This is a genomic window from Brachybacterium netajii (SeqCode), assembly GCF_054114245.1.
In genome coordinates, this window is sequence record NZ_JBSYXB010000003.1 from 47,154 (window position 1) to 66,436 (window position 19,283).

Genomic DNA, 19,283 nt, shown 5'->3' on the forward strand with positions numbered 1-19,283 from the left:
CCGCGGAACGCGGCGAGCGAAGAGCGAAGAGCGAAGAGCGCAGAGCGGAGAGCACCGATGAGCATCACCGAACGCAAGATCCAGGTCCAGAACATCAGCAAGGTCTTCCCCGGGAGCGGGGGCGAGGAGTTCGTCGCCCTCGGCGGCGTCAGCCTCGATGTCGGCGAGAACGAGTTCATCACCGTCGTCGGCCCCTCCGGGTGCGGCAAGTCGACGCTGATGAACATCCTCGCCGGACTCGAGGAGCCGACGGGCGGCGTCGCCCTCGTCGACGGCATCGAGGTCGACGGCCCCAGCCCCGAGCGCGGCGTCATCTTCCAGCAGTACGCGCTGTTCCCCTGGCTGACCGTCCGCCAGAACGTCGAGTTCGGCCTCAAGAACGCGAAGGTCTCCGGCACCGAGCGCCGCAAGCGCGCGCAGCACTTCATCGACATGGTCGGCCTGAGCGACTTCGCCGACGCCCTGCCGAAGACCCTCTCGGGCGGCATGAAGCAGCGCTGCGCGATCGCCCGCGCCTACGCCATGGACCCCTCGATCCTCCTCATGGACGAGCCCTTCGACGCCCTCGACGCCCTCACCCGCGTGCGCATGCAGGGGCACCTGCTGCAGACGTGGGAGCAGGACAAGCGCACGATCGTGTTCATCACCCACGACGTCGACGAGGCCGCCTTCCTCGCCAGCCGCGTCGTCGTGATGGCCGCGAAGCCCGGCCGCATCCACCGGATCATCGACGTGGACCTGCCCTACCCGCGCACCGAGGACATCCGCCTCAGCCCGGAGTTCACCCGGATCCGCAACGAGATCTGGACGTCGGTCTACCACCAGTGACCGCGCGGGGCGACCCCGTCGTCGGCCCCGCACCCTCAGCCACCGCGCAGCACCCGCTGCGCGGCCCCCACCGGTCCTGCGGCCCCCTCCACCACCCCGTGAGGGCCTCCCCGCAGGTCCTTCCCGCTTGACCATCCCGAAGGAAGCGAACCCTCATGAGCATCTCCCGTCGTACCCTTCTCGGCGGCCTCGCCGCCGCCCCCGCCCTCACCGCCCTCGCCGCCTGCGGCTCCGACAGCACCGGCGGCTCGGACGGCTCCGACGCTTCCAGCACGGTCGAGGTCACCATCGGCTACATCCCCGAGTACAACGGCGCCAGCCTCTTCGCGATCGCCGAGGACCAGGGCTTCTGGGAGGAGAACGGGGTCGCCGTGACCCTGCAGTCCTTCACCAACGGCCCCCTGCAGGTGCAGGCCCTCGGCACCGGCGACATCGACTTCGGGTACATCGGCCCCGGCGCGATGTGGCTGCCGGCCTCCGGCAAGGCCACGGTCGTCACCATCAACTCCGTCGGCAAGGCCGACCGCGTGATCGCCCAGAGCGGCATCACCTCCATCGAGGACCTCAAGGGCAAGACCGTCGGCGTCCCCGAGGGCACCTCCGGCGACATGATCCTGCAGCTCGCCCTGAAGCAGGCCGGCATGAGCATCGACGACGTCGAGCGGGTCGCCATGGATCCGACGACGGTGGTCTCCGCCTTCGCCTCCGGCCAGATCGACGCCGCCGGCATCTGGTACCCGCTGATCGACACGATCGCCGAGCAGGTCCCCGACCTCGTCGAGCTCGCCGAGAACGCCGACTTCGCCGACGTCATGCAGTTCCCCAACGCGATCGTCTCCTCGACGACCTTCCCGACCGAGAACGAGGACGCGACCCTGAAGGTGCTGACGGCCCTGCGCGCCGCCATGGACTTCCGCGCCGCGGACCAGGACGCCGCCGTGGAGATCACCGCCGCGTTCACCGACGGCGATGCGGAGGCGATGGCGTCCGACGCGCAGTACGCCGACTACCCGTCGTCGGCCGACGTCGACGCGCTCATCGCCGACGGCACCCTCGAGACCTGGCTGCAGTCGATGAACGACTTCTTCGCCGAGAACGGGAAGATCGAGGGCGACCCGGTCGCGCCCGCCGACTACCTCACCTCCGAGCTGTTCACCCGGGCCGGGGAATGAGCGCCGTGCCCGACGCCCGTCGGCCGAACATCGTGCTGGTCCTGTCCGACGACCATGCCGCCCACTCGATCTCCGCGTACGGAAGCCGCGTCAACCGGACCCCGCACCTGGACCGGATCGCCGACGAGGGCGTGCGGATGGACGCCGTGTACTGCACGAACGCGATCTGCACGCCGTCGCGCGCGTCGATCCTCACCGGCACCTACAGCCACGTCAACCGCGCCCCCTCGATCTACTCGCAGTTCGATCACCGGGTGCGGACCTTCCCGCAGGTCCTGCAGGAGCACGGCTACCGGACCGCGCTCTACGGGAAATGGCATCTGGGGCAGAAGCCCCAGTCCCTCCCGCGAGGCTTCGACGACTGGCGGATCTTCCCCGACCAGGGCGAATACTGGGATCCGACGATGATCGGGCCCGACGGCGAGGAGACCGTCGAGGGCTACGCCACCGACATCGTCACCGCGCAGAGCCTCGGCTTCCTGCGGCGACGGGACCCGGAGCAGCCGTTCTGCCTGCTGGTCCACCACAAGGCCCCGCACCGTCCCTGGATCCCGCACCCCCGCTACGAGGGCCTCCACGAGGCCGGCACCATCCCGGAGCCGGACACGATCGAGGACGACCATGCGACGCGTGCGCAGGTCATCCGTGAGACCCGCATGGCGCTGGACGACCTCACCCTCACCGACGTCAAGGAGGAGGTCCCTGCGGAGCTCCGCGGGGAGGACCGCGCCCGCGAGCGCGCCTCCTGGAAGTACCAGCGGTACATGCGCGACTACCTGCGCTGCGTGCAGGCGGTCGACGACTCCGTCGGCGAGCTGCTCGACGCCCTCGAGCAGGAGGGGCTCGCGGACGACACGATCGTCCTGTACTCCTCCGACCAGGGCTTCTTCCTCGGCGACCACGGCTGGTTCGACAAGCGCCTGATGCTCGACGAATCCCTGACGATGCCGCTGCTGATCCGCTGGCCCGGACGCATCCCCGCCGGCTCCCGCGTCGACGACATGATCACGAACGTCGACTTCGCGGCCACCCTCCTGGAGGCCTGCGGCATCCCCGCCGACGAGCTCCCGGACCAGCAGGGCCGCTCCTTCCTCCCGCAGCTGCGCGGAGAGGCCGTCGAGGACTGGCGGCAGTCCGTCTACTACCGCTACTGGGAGCACGACGACCCCGAGCACCATGCGCCCGCCCACTACGGCGTCCGGACGAAGGAGCTCAAGCTCATCCACTACTACAACGACGGGCTCGGCACACCCGGCTCCTCCGACCGGATCATGCCCGAGGAGGACGAGCTCTACGACCTCGTCGCCGACCCGCAGGAGATGGTCAACGTCGCAGGCGACCCCGCCTACGCGGAGGCCCTCGGGCACATGCAGGACCTGCTCGCCCACCTGCAGGCCGAGTACCGCGACGAGCCGTACCGGGGCCCCGGCACCCCCCGGCTGGAGTGGCCGACCTGAGCGCCGGCCGACGCCGGCCGCGATGCGCCGGCGCGGCCGGCTTCGATGCGGCCGACGCCGGGCGGTCGGCGCCGGGCGGCCGGTGCCGGGGTCAGCGGCCCTGGCGCCGGTACTCCCGCGGGCTCATCCCGCAGGCCGCGGTCATGTGCTGGTAGAAGCTGCTGAGGGAGCCGAACCCGCTGGTCGCGGCGATCTCCGCGGTCGTGAGGGAGGTCGTCAGCAGCAGCCGCTGAGCGTCGGCGACCCGGCACATCGTCACGTACTGCCCGAGCGTCACGCCCACGGTCCGACGGAACACGGTCATCGCATGCGAGGGCGTCAGGTGGACGGCGGCGGCGATGTCGGCGACGGCGATCGGGTCGCGATGGCGGTCCATCACGAACCGGGCCATGGCGCCCACCTGCTGGAGCCGCCCGTCCGTCGTCGTGCCGGCGCCGCTCGTCGGGTTCGGGCCCGGGCCGGCCCCGGCCGTCGGGCCCGAGCCCGCGCCGGGCGTCGGGCCCGGGCCGGCCCCGACCGTCGCGCCCGGGCCCGGGCCGGCCCCGACCGTCGCGCCCGGGCCCGTGCCGCTCGTCGGACCGGGCGGTCGGGGGCCGGCGCGGAGGATCCGCCGCAGGGTCGCCTGGATCTCCAGCAGGGCGATCCGCTCGCCCTCCGCGGTGATCTCGCGGCTCCAGTCCTCCGCCAGCAGCGCCGTCCGCGCGGCGAGCTCCGGGGCATGCACGACCAGCGGCGATGCCCGCAGCAGGGGAGCGGTGTCCGCCTCCGGCAGACCCCAGCCGAGCACGGTCGCGAAGGGCACGTGCACCCAGCACGCGTCCCCCGGCTGCGAGTCGACCAGGCCGTGCGGCTGCGCCGCCCAGAACACGGCGATCTCGCCCTCGCGCACGACCAGCGGACGCCCCGCGAACAGGTAGCGCAGCTCCCCGTGCAGGACCGCGTTGATCTCCACGTCGTCGTGCCGGTGCATCGTCTCCATATGCGGCGGTGCGCCGCGCCGCGCCCACAGGCCGGGCCCCTCGGTCGCGATGTCGGCCGACGATGCGAAATCGGCTGACGATGCGATGTCGGCCGGCGGCCGGGCGCTCGGCCGCGAACGCTGATCCGGCGGAGTCGTCATCGCGCCAGCCTAGGCCGTCGGCCCGGCCCGGGGCCCGCCGTCGGCCCACCCCGGAGCCCGCCGTCGGCCCGGCCTGGGGCCCGCCGTCGGCCCGCGCGCGGTTCCCGCGCAGACCGCAGGATCCTGGAACCCTTGCGCAGGATCCCGGGAGACCTCCGGCATGCTGCGGCCCTAGCGTGGAGGTATGACGACGACGTTCATCCCGCAGCCCACCATCACGATCATCGGAGCCGGCGGCTTCGTGTTCCCCTTCCGCCTCATCGGCGACATCCTCAGCTTCCCCGCCCTGCGCGACTCCACGCTGCGCCTCATGGACGTGCGGCCCGACAAGCTCGGCCCCGTCGCTGCGGCAGCCCGCGCGCTGGTCGCCCACCACGGCTTCCCGACCCGCATCGAGGAGACGACCGATCGTCGGGCCGCGCTCGACGGCGCCGACATCGTCATCATCACCTTCCAGGTCGGCGGCATCGAGTCCTACCGCCACGACGTCGAGATCCCCCGGAAGCACGGCATCGACCAGACCGTCGGCGACACCGTCGGCCCCGGCGGCGTGTTCCGCTTCCTGCGCTCGGTCCCCGCCTACGACGAGATCGCCGCCGACGCCCTCGAGGTCTGCCCCGACGCCACCTTCATCAACTACGCGAACCCCATGGCGATGGCCACCGCCTACCTCAACGCCAAGGGCCTGCGCACCGTGGGCCTCTGCCACAGCGTCCAGGGCACCACCCGCATGCTCGCCCGCACCCTCGACGTCCCCTACGAGGAGGTCTCCTACCGCTGCGCGGGCATCAACCACCAGGCGTGGATCCTCGAGTTCCAGCGCGGCCAGGAGGACCTGTATCCGCAGGTCCGCGAGGTCATGGCGCGGAAGCATCGGCGCGGCACCGGCGCCGACGGGCTCGCCGGCGACGACGGCGACCACTCGGAGGCCGCCGAGGAGGCCAGCGTCTACGAGGGCGGCAACGAGCAGGTCCGCACCGCGATCATGAACGCCTTCGGCTACTTCCAGACCGAGTCGAGCCACCACGCCTCGGAGTACCTGCCGTACTTCCGCAAGACCCCGGAGATGGTCGAGGAGTACATCCCCGAGCGCTGGGACTACTTCGAGATCTGCGCCGCCCACGACGACCAGGGCGACATCGACGAGCAGCTCGAGCGCCTCAAGGCGGAGCTCGCCCCGAGCGTCGAATACGGCGCGCAGATCGCGAACTCGCTGGTCACCGGGGTACCGAGCGTCGTGCACGGGAACGTCCCCAACGACGGCGCGCTCATCGCGAACCTCCCCGCGGACGCCTGCGTCGAGGTGCCCTGCCTGGTCGACGCCCGCGGCGTCCAGCCCACCGCGATCGGCGAGCTCCCGCCGCAGCTCGCGGCGCTGAACCGCACCAACGTGAACGTCCAGACCCTCGCGGTGCGGGCCGCGCTGACCGGCGAGCTCGAGCACGTCCACCACGCCGTCGCCCTCGACCCGCTCACGGCCGCGCAGATCACCCTCGAAGAGGCGCGCACGATGACCGACGAGCTCCTCGCCGCGCACGCCGACCGCCTGCCCGAGCGCCTGCGGGGCTGACCTGAGCGGGTGCGGAGCTGAGACCGGGCCTGGCCGCGCCTGGCCTGGCCGGGCCCGGCGGGTGGGGCGAAAAGGACGCATGGGGAGTTCTCCCCATCGCGCTCCGGCGGGGACATCCGTAGATTCGCGGTGTCGGGTGCGGGCATCGGCGAGGGGGCTCGCCGAGGGGCCGGAGTCGGTCGGCCGGGGGGCCGGCCGGCATCGGGATCGCATCGGGACGAGGCCGTCGGCGTCGGGGGATCCGCGCAGACGCCCGCCCGATGCTCATCCGGGTCCCGCATCGGCGCCGGCCGCTCTGGGGAGCGGCCCGCCGATGTCATGCCCGCCCCGGCATCGATCCTGCCTGGGCGTCCCGGTATCGACCCTGCCTCGGCATCGACCCTGCCTCGGGCGCCGCCGCTGCCCCGTGCGCCGCCGCTGCCCCGTGCGCCTGGACGTGGGCCCGGGCGTGGGTGTCACGGCCCTGGCGTGGGCCCCGCCCTGACGTCAACCCGCCGCCCTGTCGGCCAGTGCCATCAGTGCGGCATGGATGGATGCAGTCCCGGGTGGACCCTCGTCCGTGCGGGGAGGCGCGATCAGCCCTGGCGACCCTTGAAGCGGGGGTTGAGCTTGTTGATGACGTAGACCCGGCCGCGGCGGCGCACCACCTGGGCTCCGGGCTGGTTCTTGAGCGACCTGAGCGAGTTGCGGACCTTCATGAGATCTCCTAAGTGAGAATGATTATCAGGAAGGAGCATAGCGGAAGCCGAGGGGCTGGGGTGCAACGGGCGGATGCAGGGGGCGTGATCGCGCTCGACGAGGTCGCGCTCGACGGGGTGCGGGGGGATGAGGGGAGGGGTGGAGGGACGGGACGAATACGCGCACGTGATCGCATATCGCAATCACGTGCGCGTATTCGTCCCGTGCCCCTGGTGCCCTCGCCCTCGCCCCGGTCCGGCGCCTTGCTCGAGCCCGGTGCCCAGCCCCGTCCAGCCCCGTCCAGCCCCGTCCAGCCCCGCCCAGCCCTGCTTAGTCCTCGGCCGTCCAGGTGGCGGCCGCGCGCCCGGCCCAGGTGCTCAGCTCCTCGAGCGTCCGGGCGAGCTCGGGCGGGGAGATCACCTCGATGGGCTCGCCGAGCAGCGCCAGTCGCATCGCCACCCACCCCAGGTCCCCGCCCATCCGCAGGATGCAAGCCCCGGGGTCGGCCCCGCCGTCGCCAGCCCGGCCATCGCCTGCCCCGCCGTCGCCAGCCCGGCCGCCGCCTACCCCGCCACCCGCCCCGCCAGCCCGGCCGTCGTCGGGCATGACCTCCGCCGTGCGGGCGGGAAGGAGCGGGGCGATCTCCTCGGCGGGCCGACGGATCCGCACCACCGCCTCGTGCTCATAGGGGGCGACGGTGACCGAGCGCCGCACCGTCGCCTCGACGTCGGGCGTCGGGCGCGGGGTGAAGCTGAAGGTGCTCACGGCGACCTCGTGCATGCGGTCCAGGCGGAACGTGCGCCAGTCCTCGCGGTCCAGGTCCCAGGCGAACAGGTACCAGTGGGACTCGATGGCCAGCATCCGGTACGGCTCGAGGCGGCGCTCGCCGCGCTGGCCGTCGCCCTTCTCGTAGTCCACGCGCACCCGCACGCGGTCGCGGACGGCCGCGGCGAGGGCCATCAGCACCTCCGGTCGGGCCGACGGCGCCCGTCGGGAGATCACCGATACCGCGTCGCTGAGCGCCGAGACCTCGGCGCGGACCGTCGGCGGGAGGATCCGGTCGAGCGCGGCCAGGGCCCGCAGCGCCTCCTCGTCGAGCCCTTCGATGCCGGAGCGCGTGGCGAGCCGGAGCCCGACGGCGACCGCCACGGCCTCCTGCTCCCCGAGCAGCAGCGGCGGCAGCTCGCGCCCCGCGCCCAGCTGGTAGCCGCCGCCGTGGCCGGCGGAGGTGAGGACCGGATAGCCCATCTCGCGCAGCCGGTCGATGTCCCGTCGGACCGTGCGGGTCGTGACGTCGAGCTCGCGCGCGAGCTCCGGTCCCGTCCAGACGGTGCGGGACTGCAGCATCGCGAGCAGCCGCAGCGCCCGCTTCGTCACCTCGCTCATACGCCCAGTGTCCTCCGCTCGGCGGACAGGACCTGTCCGTGGGGTCGATGGGCGGGCTGGGCCCGACGGGCGTGCCGGGCCGACGGGCGTGCGGACGCCTCTGTCGACGAGCAGATCAGGGGCGGCTGGGGTCCATCGAGCTCTTCAGCGCGAGCACGGCGGCGCCGACCGCCGCCGGATGCGGCTGGACCTGCGAGACCCCGAGCGCGGTCGTGGGGCCGGGTGCGCCGGGGGCGCCGATGCGTCGTCCGACGACGCGGTGGGCGAGCACGGGGGCGGCCTGGATGCCCGCCCCGCTGAGGGTCACCGAGTCGACGCCCAGCGCGCTCGTGACGGTGCTCAGCACCTGTGCGATCGCCCCCATCGCGTCCTCGAGGATGGCGCGGGCGGGCTGGTCGCCGCGGTTGGCGGCGAGGGAGATGAGCACGAGGTCGCCGGTGACGGACTCGGGGGTGAGCGCGAGGCCGAGCGTCGCGACGAGCTCGGGGGAGTCGGCGGCGGCGTCCACGATCGCGCGCGGGGAGGCGTAGAGGGTGAGGCATCCGCGCTGGCCGCAGGCGCAGACGGGGCCGGTCGGGTCGACGCACGCATGGTCGAGGGTCGCGCCCGGGGCGGCGCCGAGGGGGGATCCGTCCACGAGCAGGGCGAGGGAGAGGCCCGCGTCCATGTGCAGCGTGGCGCTGAGCCCGGTCTCCGGCTGCTCGCCGCTCCAGAAGCTCCCGAGCGCGGCGCACACGGGCGTGCTCGCGCTGACCACGGGGATGCCCAGGTCCTCGCGCATCGCCGCGAGCAGGCGCGCGGTCAGGGGCAGGCGCTCGTCGGCCCCCGCGTCCCCCGCCTCCGCGCGCCCGGCCTCCGCGCTCCCGGCCTCCGTCTGCCCGGCCTCCGCCTGCCCGGCCCCCGCGTCCCCGGTCTCCGTCGGGCCGGCGGCGAGGCCGATGCCGGTCGTCGAGCTGGCGAGGTCCTCGGAGGGGGTCATCATCTGCAGGGCGCGGCGGACCGCTGCGAGCAGCTCCTCGACCGTCGGGTGGGGAGGCAGCGGGAGCACCGCGCGCGAGCGCAGCGCGCCGGTCATGTCGACCGCGACCATCGAGAGCCGGCCGGCGTCGATCGTGCAGCCGGCCGCCCAGCGGGCGCCGTCGTTCAGTCGCAGCAGCGAGGCGCGCTTGCCGCCGTTGGAGCGGGCGTATCCGCTCTCCACCAGCAGTCCTGCCGCCATGAGGCGCTTGACCGCATAGGTCACGGTCGCCGGGGTGACGCCGAGCTCGCGGGCGAGCTCGACGCGGGTGGTCTCGGTGCGTCGTCGCACCGTCTCGAGGATCGCGGCGTCCGTCGCCGACGCCCTCCGGTCGCCGCTGACCGTCATGCATGCCTCCGATGTCGTGACCATGTCGTGACGGGGCGACGGTGTCGACCCCCTTGACGGATTCTGCTCCGATCGCCACGATACAGGTACTTCATTAAATGAATGAAGTAAGAATGGTGACGACAGCACGTGACGCCATCGCGGGATGACAGCACCTGACGTCACCACGTGACCCAGCACGTGACCTCTGCAGGGTTCCCCCGCCGGGAGATCGCCTGCACTGCGACGACGCAGACACGAAGCGCAGCGGAGCGCTGACAAGGAGAGCAAAGATGCACCTCAGCCGCCGGGATTTCTACAAGCTGACCGCGGTCAGCGCCGCCCCCATCGCCCTCGCCGCCTGCGGCCAGGCCTCGAACCTCGACACCGGCACCGATGAGGACGGGACCTCGCTGCCGATCGCGACGACCTTCACCGGCAACGGCGAGTTCACGCGGAACTTCAACCCCCATTCGCCCTCGGTGATCTCGCTGGTCCAGGGCGTGCTGTACGAGTCGCTGTTCTACATCGACCCCCTCAAGGCCATCGACCAGGAGCCCGTGCCGCTGCTCGGCGAGTCCTACGAGTGGAACGAGGACGGCACGCAGCTGACCGTCACCATCCGCCAGGGCGTGACCTGGCACGACGGCGAGGACTTCACCGCCGACGACGTGGCCTTCACCTTCAACCGGATCAAGGACACCGAGGCCCTGAACGCCTCCGGCACTGCGCCGTCGGCCGAGGTCACCGGTGACAGCACCGTCGTGATCACCTACCAGGAGCCCTCCTTCACGGAGGCCGCCAACGCCCTCGGCCTGACCTGGATCATCCCCGAGCACCTGTTCTCCGACGTCGACGACCTCGCGACCTACGCGAACGAGGAGCCCGTCGGCACCGGCGCCTTCAAGTTCTCCGACTACACCAACGAGTCGTACCTCTACACGAACAACGAGAGCTACTGGGAGTCGGGCGTGCCCGCCATCGGCGGCGTGCGCTGCATCGCGCTGTCCGGCAACCAGGCCGCGACCGACAAGTGGCTGGCCGGCGAGGTCGACTACATGTCCACCTCGATCCCCGACCTCGACACGCATGTCGCCGCCGACGCGGACCTCAGCTACACCAACACCGGCATCTCGCAGTGCTGCCTGATGGCCGCCTCGAACACCGAGCTCGGCTGCGAGGGTCCGCAGACCGACGTCGCCGTCCGCCAGGCGCTCTACTACGGCATGGACCGCGAGCAGCTCTCCAAGCTGGCCTTCTACGACCTCGGCACCGACATCTCGCCCTCGTTCGCGCTGCCCGAGCGCGACAAGGACTTCATCGATCCGTCGATCGAGAACGCCCCCTGGAACGCCGACGTCGACAAGGCCACCGGCATCCTCGAGGACGCGGGCTACGCGCTCGGCGACGACGGCGTGTACGCGAAGGACGGCGTGCGCGTGTCGATGACCGTCTCCTGCCCGACCGGCTGGTCCGACTACGTGACCGCCCTGGACACGCTCGCCGAGCAGTACAAGAGCGTCGGCATCGAGCTGATCCCCCAGCAGGTCTCCGTCAACGAGTGGAACGACGCGAAGGCCAAGGGCACCTACCAGCTCATCATCGACGCCGTCGGCCAGGGCTCCGCCCCGGACCCGTACTACCCGTACATGAACACCTTCTCGACGGACAACACGCTGCCCGTCGGCGAGAACGGCAACCCCTACGGCAACGTCACCCGCTTCTCCGACCCCGAGGTCGACGAGGCGCTGACGACGGCCGCCGGCACCAACGACATCGAGGTCAAGAAGCAGGCCTACTACACGATCCAGAAGAAGCTGTCGGAGAACCTCCCGGCGATCCCCGTGCTCATCGGCTCGAGCCTGACCGAGTACAACAGCTCCCGCATCACGGGCTGGCCCACGCAGGACGACCTGTACGTCTACCCGATGTCCTGGTCCGCGCCGTCGAACGCGCAGGTGCTGAAGGCCGTCGTCCCCGCGGAGTGAGCGCGAGCGCCGTCGTCGGGCCCCACCGGGTCCGACGGCGGCGCGCGCCCTGTTCCCGACCGCTCCACGGAAGGATGCGATCCACGTGCATCTGCTGAGAAAGCTCGGCTTCTACCTCGTGGCCTTCTGGGCCGCCATCACCCTGAACTTCCTGATCCCGCGGGCCCTGCCCGGCAGCCCCGTCGACGCGGTGCTCGCGAAGCTCGCGCTGCGCGGACCCGTCACCGCGGACACCCGACGGGCCATCGAGGTCATGCTCGGCGCCGACGACGCGAGCCCCATCTGGGTCCAGTACATCGACTACCTCAAGGGCCTGTTCCAGGGCGACCTGGGCGTCTCGGTGACGTACTTCCCGACGCCCGTCACGGACATCATCTCGTCCTCCCTGCCGTGGACGCTCGTGCTGGTCGGCATGGCCACCACGATCACCTTCCTGCTGGGCATCACGCTGGGGACCGTCGCCGGCTGGAAGCGCGGCAGCTGGCTGGACTCGCTCATCCCGTCCACCACGATCCTGCAGGCCGTGCCCTACTTCTGGCTTGCGCTGCTGTTCGTGTACGTGCTCTCGGTGAACCTCGGCTGGTTCCCGGTCTCGGGCGGCTACGACGTGACGCTGGTGCGCCCCGCCGTCGACTACCCGTTCATCTCGAACGCGATCTACCACGGCTTCCTGCCGGCGCTGACGATCGTGATCTCCTCGCTCGGCGGCTGGCTGCTGGGCATGCGCAACATGATGGTCTCGACCCTCAGCGAGGACTACATCCTCACCGCCGAGGCCAAGGGCCTGTCCCCGCGGCGCGTGATGTTCATGTACGCGGCGCGCAACGCGGTGCTGCCGTCGGTGTCGGGCTTCGCGATCTCCCTCGGCTTCGTGGTCTCGGGATCGATCGTCGTGGAGACGGTGTTCTCCTACCCGGGCATCGGCTACACGATGCTCCAGGCCGTGAACAACAACGACTACGCCCTCATGCAGGGCCTGTTCCTGATCATCACGGTGTCCGTCCTCGCGGCGAACCTCGTGGTGGACCTGCTGTACGGCGTGATCGACCCGCGGACCAGGGTCCGGGGCTGAGGAGGCGACATGACCACCATGGAAGAAGAGACCACCGATACCGCCGGCACCTCCGGCGGATCCTCGTCGGCCGACGGCGCTCCCGCGTCGGGCGCGACGAAGCCCGCCGGCCCGACCGGCGGCTCGACCGGCGGCCCGACCGCCGCGCAGCGGCGCCGCGCCGCCTGGAAGCGCAACCTCACGCCCTCGCTGCTCGTCGGCGGCGGGATCGTGATCGCGATCGTGCTGTTCGGCCTCATCGCCCCGTTCTTCGTCCAGGACCCCCTGGCGATCTCGAACGACGGCATGCAGGGGCCGCGCGCCGGCCACCTCCTCGGCAGCACCCAGACCGGCCAGGACGTGCTCGCGCAGCTCGCCTATGCGACCCGCGGCTCGCTGACCGTCGGCGTCATCGTCGCGGCGCTCGCGCTGTTCCTCTCGGCCTTCTTCGGCATCCTCGGCGGCTATCTCGGCGGCTGGCTCGACGAGCTGTTCTCGCTGTTCACGAACGTCGTGCTGATCCTCCCGGGCCTGCCCCTGATGATCGTCATCGGCTCCTACGTGCAGCAGCGCGGCCTGCTGCTGATCGCGATCATCCTCGCGATCACCTCGTGGGCGGCCTCGGCGCGCGTGCTGCGCTCGCAGACCCTGTCGATCCGCACCCGCGACTACGTCTACGCGGCCCGCATCGCGGGCGAGAAGCCGTGGCGCATCATCTCCGTGGAGATCCTCCCGAACCTGCTGCCGGTCATGTCCTCCGGCTTCGTGTTCGCGCTGATCACCGCGATCCTCGGCGAGGCGGGCCTGAGCTTCATCGGCCTCGGCGTCGTCGGCACCCAGACCTGGGGCTCGATGCTGTTCTACGCGCAGAACGCGCAGGCGCTGACCCTGGGCGCCTGGTGGTGGTTCGTCCCGCCGGGCCTGATGATCGCCCTGCTGGGCGGCGGCCTGTCGCTCATCAACTTCTCGATCGACGGCATCATCAACCCCCGCCTGCGCAGCGCCCCCAAGGCCGCCAAGCAGGTCCGCCTGGCCGACAAGGCCGCCGAGAAGGAGGAGGCGCACGCATGAGCAGCTCCATGGCAGAACCCGCCGTCCCCGCCGACATCGCCGGCGCCGCCGCCACCGATGCCGTGTCCGCGGAGGAGCTCGCGGTCGAGGCCTCCGAGGCCCTCGCCGCGATCCACGACACCCTCGAGCAGGACCGCGCCGGCGCGGGCGCCTCGCCCGTGCTCGACGAGCCCGTCCTCACGGTGACCGACCTGAACATCGTCTACGAGGTCGAGCATCCCGTGCACGCCGTCCAGGACGCCTCCTTCACGCTGCGCCGCGGGGAGATCCTGGGCCTGGCCGGCGAGTCCGGCTGCGGCAAGACGACCCTCGCCTACGGCCTGAACCAGCTGCATCGCCCGCCGGCGCGGATCACCTCCGGCTCCGTCGTCTTCCACGACCGCGACAGCGGCGAGGACATCGATGTGCTGGGCCTCGAGGGGGAGACGCTGCGCGCCTTCCGCTGGTCGCAGGTCGCGATGGTCTTCCAGGGCGCGATGAACTCCCTGAACCCGGTGCTGAGCGTGCGCACGCAGCTCGGCGACGTGTTCACCACCCATCGCCCGCACATGAGCAAGGAGGAGCGTCTGCACCGCAGCGAGGAGCTCCTCGAGCTCGTCGGCGTGGACCGCTCCCGCATCGGCGCCTTCCCGCACGAGCTCTCCGGCGGCATGCGCCAGAGGGTCATGATCGCCATGGCGCTCGCGCTGGACCCGCAGCTGATGATCATGGACGAGCCCACCACGGCGCTCGACGTCGTGGTCCAGCGGGAGATCCTGCAGGAGGTGCTGCGGCTGCGCCAGGAGCTCGGCTTCGCGGTCGTCTTCATCACCCACGACCTGCCGATGCTGCTGGAGATCTCGGACCGGATCGCCGTGATGCGCGCCGGGAGGATCGTCGAGCTCGACACCGCCGAGAACCTCTACTTCGAACCGAAGGATCCCTACACCCGCAAGCTGCTCGGGTCCTTCCCCTCGCTCACCGGGGAGGCCGGCGACTTCGTGCGCGCCGGCTTCGACGTCGACGCCCAGGACGGGGCGGCGCAGGCCGCCGCCGCGCAGGCCCCGCAGGCCGCCGCCGCGCAGGCCCCGCGGGCCGCCGCAGCACAGGAGGACGAACGATGACCACGCTCAGCGTCAAGGACCTGTGCAAGACGTACACGATCCGCAACGGCCTGAAGTTCACGAAGCTCGAGGCCGTCAAGCAGGTCGACTTCGACCTCGAGCCCGGCAGGACGGTCGCGCTGGTCGGCCAGTCCGGCTCCGGCAAGTCGACGATCGCCAAGCTGCTCTCGCAGCTGGAGCGGCCGACGTCGGGGTCCATCACCCTCGACGGCAAGCCCATCGGCACCCGCGGGAAGGCCCTCGCGCGCTACCGCGACGAGGTGCAGATGGTCTTCCAGGACCCCTTCGCCTCGCTCAACCCCTTCCACAGCATCGGCCACCACATCGAGCGGCCCCTGCTGCTGCACGGCAAGGCCACCCGCAAGGACGTGCGCGAGAAGGTGTGCGCGCTGCTCGAGCGCGTGAACCTCACGCCCGCCGAGGACTACATCGACCGCAAGCCGCACGAGCTCTCCGGCGGCCAGCGCCAGCGCGTGGCGATCGCCCGCGCCCTGGCCCCGGAGCCGAGCGTGCTCGTCGCCGACGAGCCGGTCTCGATGCTCGACGTGTCGATCCGCCTGGGCGTGCTGAACCTGCTGGCCCGTCTGCAGCGCGAGGAGAACCTCGCGATGCTCTACATCACCCACGACCTCGCGACCGCCCGCCACTTCTCCGACGAGATCCTCGTGATGTACAAGGGCGAGGTCGTCGAGCGCGGCGACGCCGACGAGGTCATCCTCAACCCGCAGGCGGAGTTCACCCGGAAGCTCCTGGTGGCCGCCCCCGAACCCGGGAACAACCCGCGCTTCCTCGCCGAGGCCCGCCGGCGCGGGGTCCCGATGCCCGACCACCTCGCACCCCTGGAGGACTCCCAGTGACCGCCGCCCCCGTCCCCGCCGCCGCCGACGCCGCGTCCGTCCCCGTGGACGCCGACGTCGCCGACGTCGCTGGCGTCGCCGCCGTGCGCCGCACCGCCCTGCACAGCGGCTGGACCGTCTCCGTGACGGACGGCCCCGCGCCCTTCGCCGTCGAGGACGTCCCCGCGACCGTCCCCGGCACGTTCATCCTGGACCTGATGGACGCCGGGCTCGCCGCCGACCCCTATCTCGACCGCAACGAGCACGAGCTCGCCTGGACCGGCGAATGCGACGTCCTCTACCGCACGACCTTCGCGTGGGAGCCCTCGGGCGCCGAGCGCATCGACCTCGTCGCGCGCAGCCTCGACACCGCCGCGACGGTCGTGCTCAACGGCCGACGCATCGCCGAGGTGCAGAACGAGCACCGCTCCTGGCGCTTCGACGTCACCGATCAGCTGGTCGCGGGCGACAACGCGCTCGAGATCCGCTTCGCCTCGCCGCTGCGCACGGCCCGCGAGAACGAGAAGGTCTTCGGCGAGATGCCGAAGATCGGCAACGCCCTGCCCTACAACGCCATCCGCAAGATGGCCTGCAACATGGGCTGGGACTGGGGACCGGTGCTGGTCACGAGCGGGATCGCCGGCCCGATCGGCCTCGAGGAATGGTCGTCGGCCCGGCTCGCGGAGCTGCGCCCGCAGGTGACGGTCGACGGGCTCGACGCCCCCGGGGCCGCCGACGCCGCCGACGCCACCGGTGCGGGTGCTGCGGGGGCGGCGTCCGTCGTCGGCCGCGTGGAGCTCGCCGCCGTCGCCGAGCGCGCGGACCTCCTCGACGACGCCCCGCTCGAGATCGTCGCGACCCTCGCCGACCCGTCGGGCGAGATCGTCGCCGAGACGATCACGAGCGCGGGCGCCGGGGCCGCCGCCAGCGCGACCGGCGCCGCCGGTGCGGGCGGGCCCGACGACCTCGCGCTCTCCCTGGTGATCGACGACCCGCAGCTGTGGTGGCCCCGCGGCTACGGCGAGCAGCCGCTGTACACGGTGCGCGTGATCCTGCGGGACGCCGACGGCGTCGAGCGGGACGTGCGCGAGCATCGCGTCGGCTTCCGCACCGCGGGCGTCGTCGAGGAGCCCGACGAGATCGGCACCGGATTCCAGTTCGTCGTCAACGGCCAGAGCGTGCTGGCCAAGGGGGCCAACTGGATCCCCGACGACTGCTTCCCCGTGCGCCTGACCGACGCGGACTACCGCGCGGCGATCCAGGACGCGGTCGACGCCGACATGAACATCCTGCGGGTCTGGGGCGGCGGCCTCTACGCCGCCGACGTCTTCTACGACCTCTGCGACGAGCTGGGCCTGCTGGTCTGGCAGGACTTCGCGATGGCCTGCGCCGCCTACTCCGAGCTCGAGCCGCTGCGCTCCGAGATCGAGGCCGAGGCCCGCGAGCACATCGTCCGCCTCGCCTGGCATCCGGCGCTCGCGCACTGGAACGGCAGCAACGAGAACGTCGAGGGCTACTACCACTGGGGCTGGAAGGAGACGCTGCCCGAGGGCACCGGCTGGGGCCTGCACTACTACATGGAGCTGCTGCCGGCGCTGCTCGCGGAGCTCGACCCCACCCGCAGCTACACGCCCACGAGCCCCTACTCGCGGCCCCTGCCCGAGGACCCCCGCAACCCCGATCACGGGTCGATCCACAACTGGGTCGCCTGGGCGTCCGACGAGGACAACGACTACGAGCGCTATCGCGACACCATCTCGCGCTTCTCCGCCGAGTTCGGGTATCAGGGCCCGGCGAACTTCGCGACCGTCGCCCGCGCGATCAGCGAGCGCCCGCTCGTCGAGGACTCGCCGACGATGCTCTCGCACCAGAAGGCGATCGACGGCCAGGACAAGCTCGAGCGCGGCTACGCGAAGCACCTGCCGCGCCCCGAGGGCTTCGACGACTTCCACTGCACGACGCAGCTGAACCAGGCTCGCGCGCTGATCTGCGGGATCGGGCACTACCGCTCCCACTGGCCGGTGTGCGGCGGCACGATCGTCTGGCAGCTCAACGACTGCTGGCCCGTGACCAGCTGGGCCGCCGTCGACGGCGACCGGCGCCGCAAGCTGCTCTGGTACGCCCTGCGCCACCTCTACCGGCCGCTGCTGGTGACCGTGCAGCCGCGCCCCGAGGGGCTCGTCGTCAGCCTCGGCAACGACCGTCCCGAGGAGCTCGCCACGACCCTGCGCCTGCGTCGGCAGACCCATGCCGGCGAGGTCCTCGCCGAGACCGCGGTCGACGTCCGCGTCCCCGCCCGCAGCGCCGGGACGATCCCGGTGCCCGCGGAGCTCGCGACCCCGGCCGACGCCGCCTCCGAGGTGCTCGTCGCGACGCTCGACGGCCACGAGGAGCGCACCGTCGAGCCCTTCGCCGAGGACGTCGACTCGGCCCTCCCGGCGGACGCCCTCACCGCCACCGCCCGCGCGGTCGACGGCGGCGTCGAGGTGCACCTGGAGGCCACCGGCACCGTCCGCGACGTGTGCGTGCTGGCCGACAAGGTCGACCCCGACGCGGTCGCCGAGCAGCAGCTCGTGACCCTGCTCGCGGGCGAGAGCGCGACCATCGTGATCCGCACCTCGGCGACCTCGGACCCGGAGCGGTTCGTGGGCGAGGATGTGCTCTACAGCGCGAACGACCTGGTCGCACGAGCCCGTGCCCGCGACGGCGGCGAGGCTCCCGCGGACCGGGGGTGAAGGAGGCGGCCATGGGCACCATCGGCATCACGATCCCTGATTCCGTGTGGTCGGCCCGGGCCGAGCAGTTCTACACCCAGGTCCTGCACGGTCTCGAGGACACCGCCCTCGGCGCGGGCGACGCGGTGCTCAGCCACGTCGCCCGCGACGCCGACGAGGAGATGCGGGCGATCACCCGCTGGGCCGACCGCGGGCTCGTCGACGTCCTGGTCCTGAAGGACCTCCGGGCCGACGACCCCCGCCCCGCGCAGCTCGCCCGCCTCGGCCTGCCGCTCGTCGTCATCGGCGACGTCCGCCAGGAGGCCGTCCTCGACTCCGTCGCGATGGTCGCGGTCGACAACGGCCGCACCATGCGCACCCTCCTGCAGGACCTCCATGACCGCGGCCACCGCGCGATCGCGCACGTCGGCGGACCGCCCGAGCTGCTGCACTCGCGCTGGCGGCAGGAGGCCTACGAGGAGTTCATGCGCGAGCGCGACCTCCCGGTCCGCTCCCTCGCCGGCGACTACGGCTACGCCACGGGCGCCTCCGCGACCCGCGCCCTGCTGGGGCTCGACGCCGAGGGCGCGGCGGGCCGGGCCGGTGCGGCCGACGACGGGTCGCGGCCGACGGTCGTGGTCTACGACAACGACGCGATGGCGATCGGCGGCTGCGCCGAGGTCGTCGCCGCGGGCCTCCGCGTCCCCGACGACGTCTCGATCATCGCCTGGGACGACTCCGCCGCCTGCCAGACCCATGAGCCCCCGCTCGCCGTCATCGACCGCGACCCGCACCGCATCGGCGTCGACGTCGCCCGCGCCGCCGCGGCCCTCCTCGAGGACCCGGCGCGCCCGCTGCGGATCGTGCAGGGGATCCCGGTCCTCGAGCCCCGCGGCACCGTCGTCGCGCCCCGCGAGGACGGTGCGGCGCCCCGCGCGTCGGACGTCGTCGCCCCGGTCTGACC

Annotated in this window: 15 protein-coding genes; 11 read left to right on the plus strand and 4 right to left on the minus strand. The window is 72.0% G+C overall.

From position 1 onward, the window contains the following. The first annotated feature begins 57 nt into the window (after positions 1-57). The 3 genes from ACXET9_RS07620 (at position 58) to ACXET9_RS07630 (ending at position 3,457) form a co-directional block, all read left to right on the plus strand. Entirely contained in the window at positions 58-828 is a 771-nt protein-coding gene (locus ACXET9_RS07620) for an ABC transporter ATP-binding protein (protein WP_457885916.1), read from the plus strand. Positions 829-983: 155 nt separating this feature from the next. Continuing rightward, positions 984-2,000, plus strand: coding sequence for an aliphatic sulfonate ABC transporter substrate-binding protein (locus ACXET9_RS07625; protein ID WP_457885917.1), 1,017 nt, complete (start codon positions 984-986; stop codon positions 1,998-2,000). After that, the gene (locus tag ACXET9_RS07630; RefSeq protein ID WP_457885918.1) at positions 1,997-3,457 is read left to right on the plus strand and encodes a sulfatase family protein; all 1,461 of its coding nucleotides are present in this window, start codon (positions 1,997-1,999) and stop codon (positions 3,455-3,457) included. The genes ACXET9_RS07625 and ACXET9_RS07630 overlap by 4 nt, the downstream gene beginning before the upstream one ends. A gap of 91 nt (positions 3,458-3,548) precedes the next feature. Here the strand turns inward: ACXET9_RS07630 and ACXET9_RS07635 are convergent, their stop codons facing one another. Beyond that, on the minus strand, positions 3,549-4,577 hold the full coding sequence (locus tag ACXET9_RS07635) for a helix-turn-helix domain-containing protein (protein ID WP_457885919.1): 1,029 nt from the start codon (positions 4,575-4,577) through the stop codon (positions 3,549-3,551). 184 nt (positions 4,578-4,761) lie between these two features. Here ACXET9_RS07635 and melA point away from each other — a divergent pair, with 184 nt between their 5' ends. After that, a complete protein-coding gene (gene melA / locus ACXET9_RS07640; RefSeq protein WP_457885920.1) occupies positions 4,762-6,147 on the plus strand; it encodes an alpha-galactosidase in 1,386 nt (461 codons plus the stop codon). A 575-nt stretch (positions 6,148-6,722) separates the two neighbouring features. Here melA and ykgO read toward each other — a convergent pair. The 3 genes from ykgO to ACXET9_RS07655 form a co-directional block, all read right to left on the minus strand. Further along, positions 6,723-6,845: a type B 50S ribosomal protein L36 gene (gene ykgO, locus ACXET9_RS07645; RefSeq protein WP_457885921.1), complete on the minus strand. Its 123-nt coding sequence runs from the start codon at positions 6,843-6,845 to the stop codon at positions 6,723-6,725. Positions 6,846-7,155: 310 nt separating this feature from the next. Further along, on the minus strand, positions 7,156-8,211 hold the full coding sequence (locus ACXET9_RS07650) for a helix-turn-helix transcriptional regulator (protein ID WP_457885922.1): 1,056 nt from the start codon (positions 8,209-8,211) through the stop codon (positions 7,156-7,158). A gap of 115 nt (positions 8,212-8,326) precedes the next feature. Continuing rightward, on the minus strand, positions 8,327-9,577 hold the full coding sequence (locus ACXET9_RS07655; protein ID WP_457885924.1) for an ROK family protein: 1,251 nt from the start codon (positions 9,575-9,577) through the stop codon (positions 8,327-8,329). A gap of 272 nt (positions 9,578-9,849) precedes the next feature. Between ACXET9_RS07655 and ACXET9_RS07660 the strand changes: the two genes are divergently transcribed. From ACXET9_RS07660 to ACXET9_RS07690, 7 genes are all read left to right on the plus strand, one after another. After that, on the plus strand, positions 9,850-11,544 hold the full coding sequence (locus tag ACXET9_RS07660; protein ID WP_457885925.1) for an ABC transporter substrate-binding protein: 1,695 nt from the start codon (positions 9,850-9,852) through the stop codon (positions 11,542-11,544). Positions 11,545-11,629: 85 nt separating this feature from the next. Beyond that, the gene (locus ACXET9_RS07665) at positions 11,630-12,616 is read left to right on the plus strand and encodes an ABC transporter permease (protein WP_457885926.1); all 987 of its coding nucleotides are present in this window, start codon (positions 11,630-11,632) and stop codon (positions 12,614-12,616) included. Between the two features lie 9 nt (positions 12,617-12,625). Next, positions 12,626-13,666, plus strand: coding sequence for an ABC transporter permease (locus tag ACXET9_RS07670; protein ID WP_457885927.1), 1,041 nt, complete (start codon positions 12,626-12,628; stop codon positions 13,664-13,666). Positions 13,667-13,824: 158 nt separating this feature from the next. After that, the gene (locus tag ACXET9_RS07675; protein WP_457886271.1) at positions 13,825-14,769 is read left to right on the plus strand and encodes an ABC transporter ATP-binding protein; all 945 of its coding nucleotides are present in this window, start codon (positions 13,825-13,827) and stop codon (positions 14,767-14,769) included. Further along, a complete protein-coding gene (locus ACXET9_RS07680) occupies positions 14,766-15,626 on the plus strand; it encodes an ABC transporter ATP-binding protein (RefSeq protein WP_457885928.1) in 861 nt (286 codons plus the stop codon). Before ACXET9_RS07675 ends, ACXET9_RS07680 begins: the two co-directional genes overlap by 4 nt. Further along, positions 15,623-18,340, plus strand: a complete 2,718-nt coding sequence (locus ACXET9_RS07685) for a glycosyl hydrolase 2 galactose-binding domain-containing protein (RefSeq protein WP_457885929.1) — start codon at positions 15,623-15,625, stop codon at positions 18,338-18,340. Before ACXET9_RS07680 ends, ACXET9_RS07685 begins: the two co-directional genes overlap by 4 nt. An 11-nt stretch (positions 18,341-18,351) precedes the next feature. Further along, positions 18,352-19,281, plus strand: coding sequence for a LacI family DNA-binding transcriptional regulator (locus ACXET9_RS07690; RefSeq protein WP_457885930.1), 930 nt, complete (start codon positions 18,352-18,354; stop codon positions 19,279-19,281). Positions 19,282-19,283: the final 2 nt, after the last annotated feature.

Excerpts from the sequence above, each read along its gene's own strand:
- ACXET9_RS07620 (WP_457885916.1), top strand. The coding sequence starts at position 58 with ATGAGCATCACCGAACGCAAGATCCAGGTCCAGAACATCAGCAAGGTC.
- ACXET9_RS07625 (WP_457885917.1), top strand. The coding sequence starts at position 984 with ATGAGCATCTCCCGTCGTACCCTTCTCGGCGGCCTCGCCGCCGCCCCC.
- ACXET9_RS07630 (WP_457885918.1), top strand. The coding sequence starts at position 1,997 with ATGAGCGCCGTGCCCGACGCCCGTCGGCCGAACATCGTGCTGGTCCTG.
- ACXET9_RS07635 (WP_457885919.1), bottom strand. The coding sequence starts at position 4,577 with ATGACGACTCCGCCGGATCAGCGTTCGCGGCCGAGCGCCCGGCCGCCG.
- melA (WP_457885920.1), top strand. The coding sequence starts at position 4,762 with ATGACGACGACGTTCATCCCGCAGCCCACCATCACGATCATCGGAGCC.
- ykgO (WP_457885921.1), bottom strand. The coding sequence starts at position 6,845 with ATGAAGGTCCGCAACTCGCTCAGGTCGCTCAAGAACCAGCCCGGAGCC.
- ACXET9_RS07650 (WP_457885922.1), bottom strand. The coding sequence starts at position 8,211 with ATGAGCGAGGTGACGAAGCGGGCGCTGCGGCTGCTCGCGATGCTGCAG.
- ACXET9_RS07655 (WP_457885924.1), bottom strand. The coding sequence starts at position 9,577 with ATGACGGTCAGCGGCGACCGGAGGGCGTCGGCGACGGACGCCGCGATC.
- ACXET9_RS07660 (WP_457885925.1), top strand. The coding sequence starts at position 9,850 with ATGCACCTCAGCCGCCGGGATTTCTACAAGCTGACCGCGGTCAGCGCC.
- ACXET9_RS07670 (WP_457885927.1), top strand. The coding sequence starts at position 12,626 with ATGACCACCATGGAAGAAGAGACCACCGATACCGCCGGCACCTCCGGC.
- ACXET9_RS07680 (WP_457885928.1), top strand. The coding sequence starts at position 14,766 with ATGACCACGCTCAGCGTCAAGGACCTGTGCAAGACGTACACGATCCGC.
- ACXET9_RS07690 (WP_457885930.1), top strand. The coding sequence starts at position 18,352 with ATGGGCACCATCGGCATCACGATCCCTGATTCCGTGTGGTCGGCCCGG.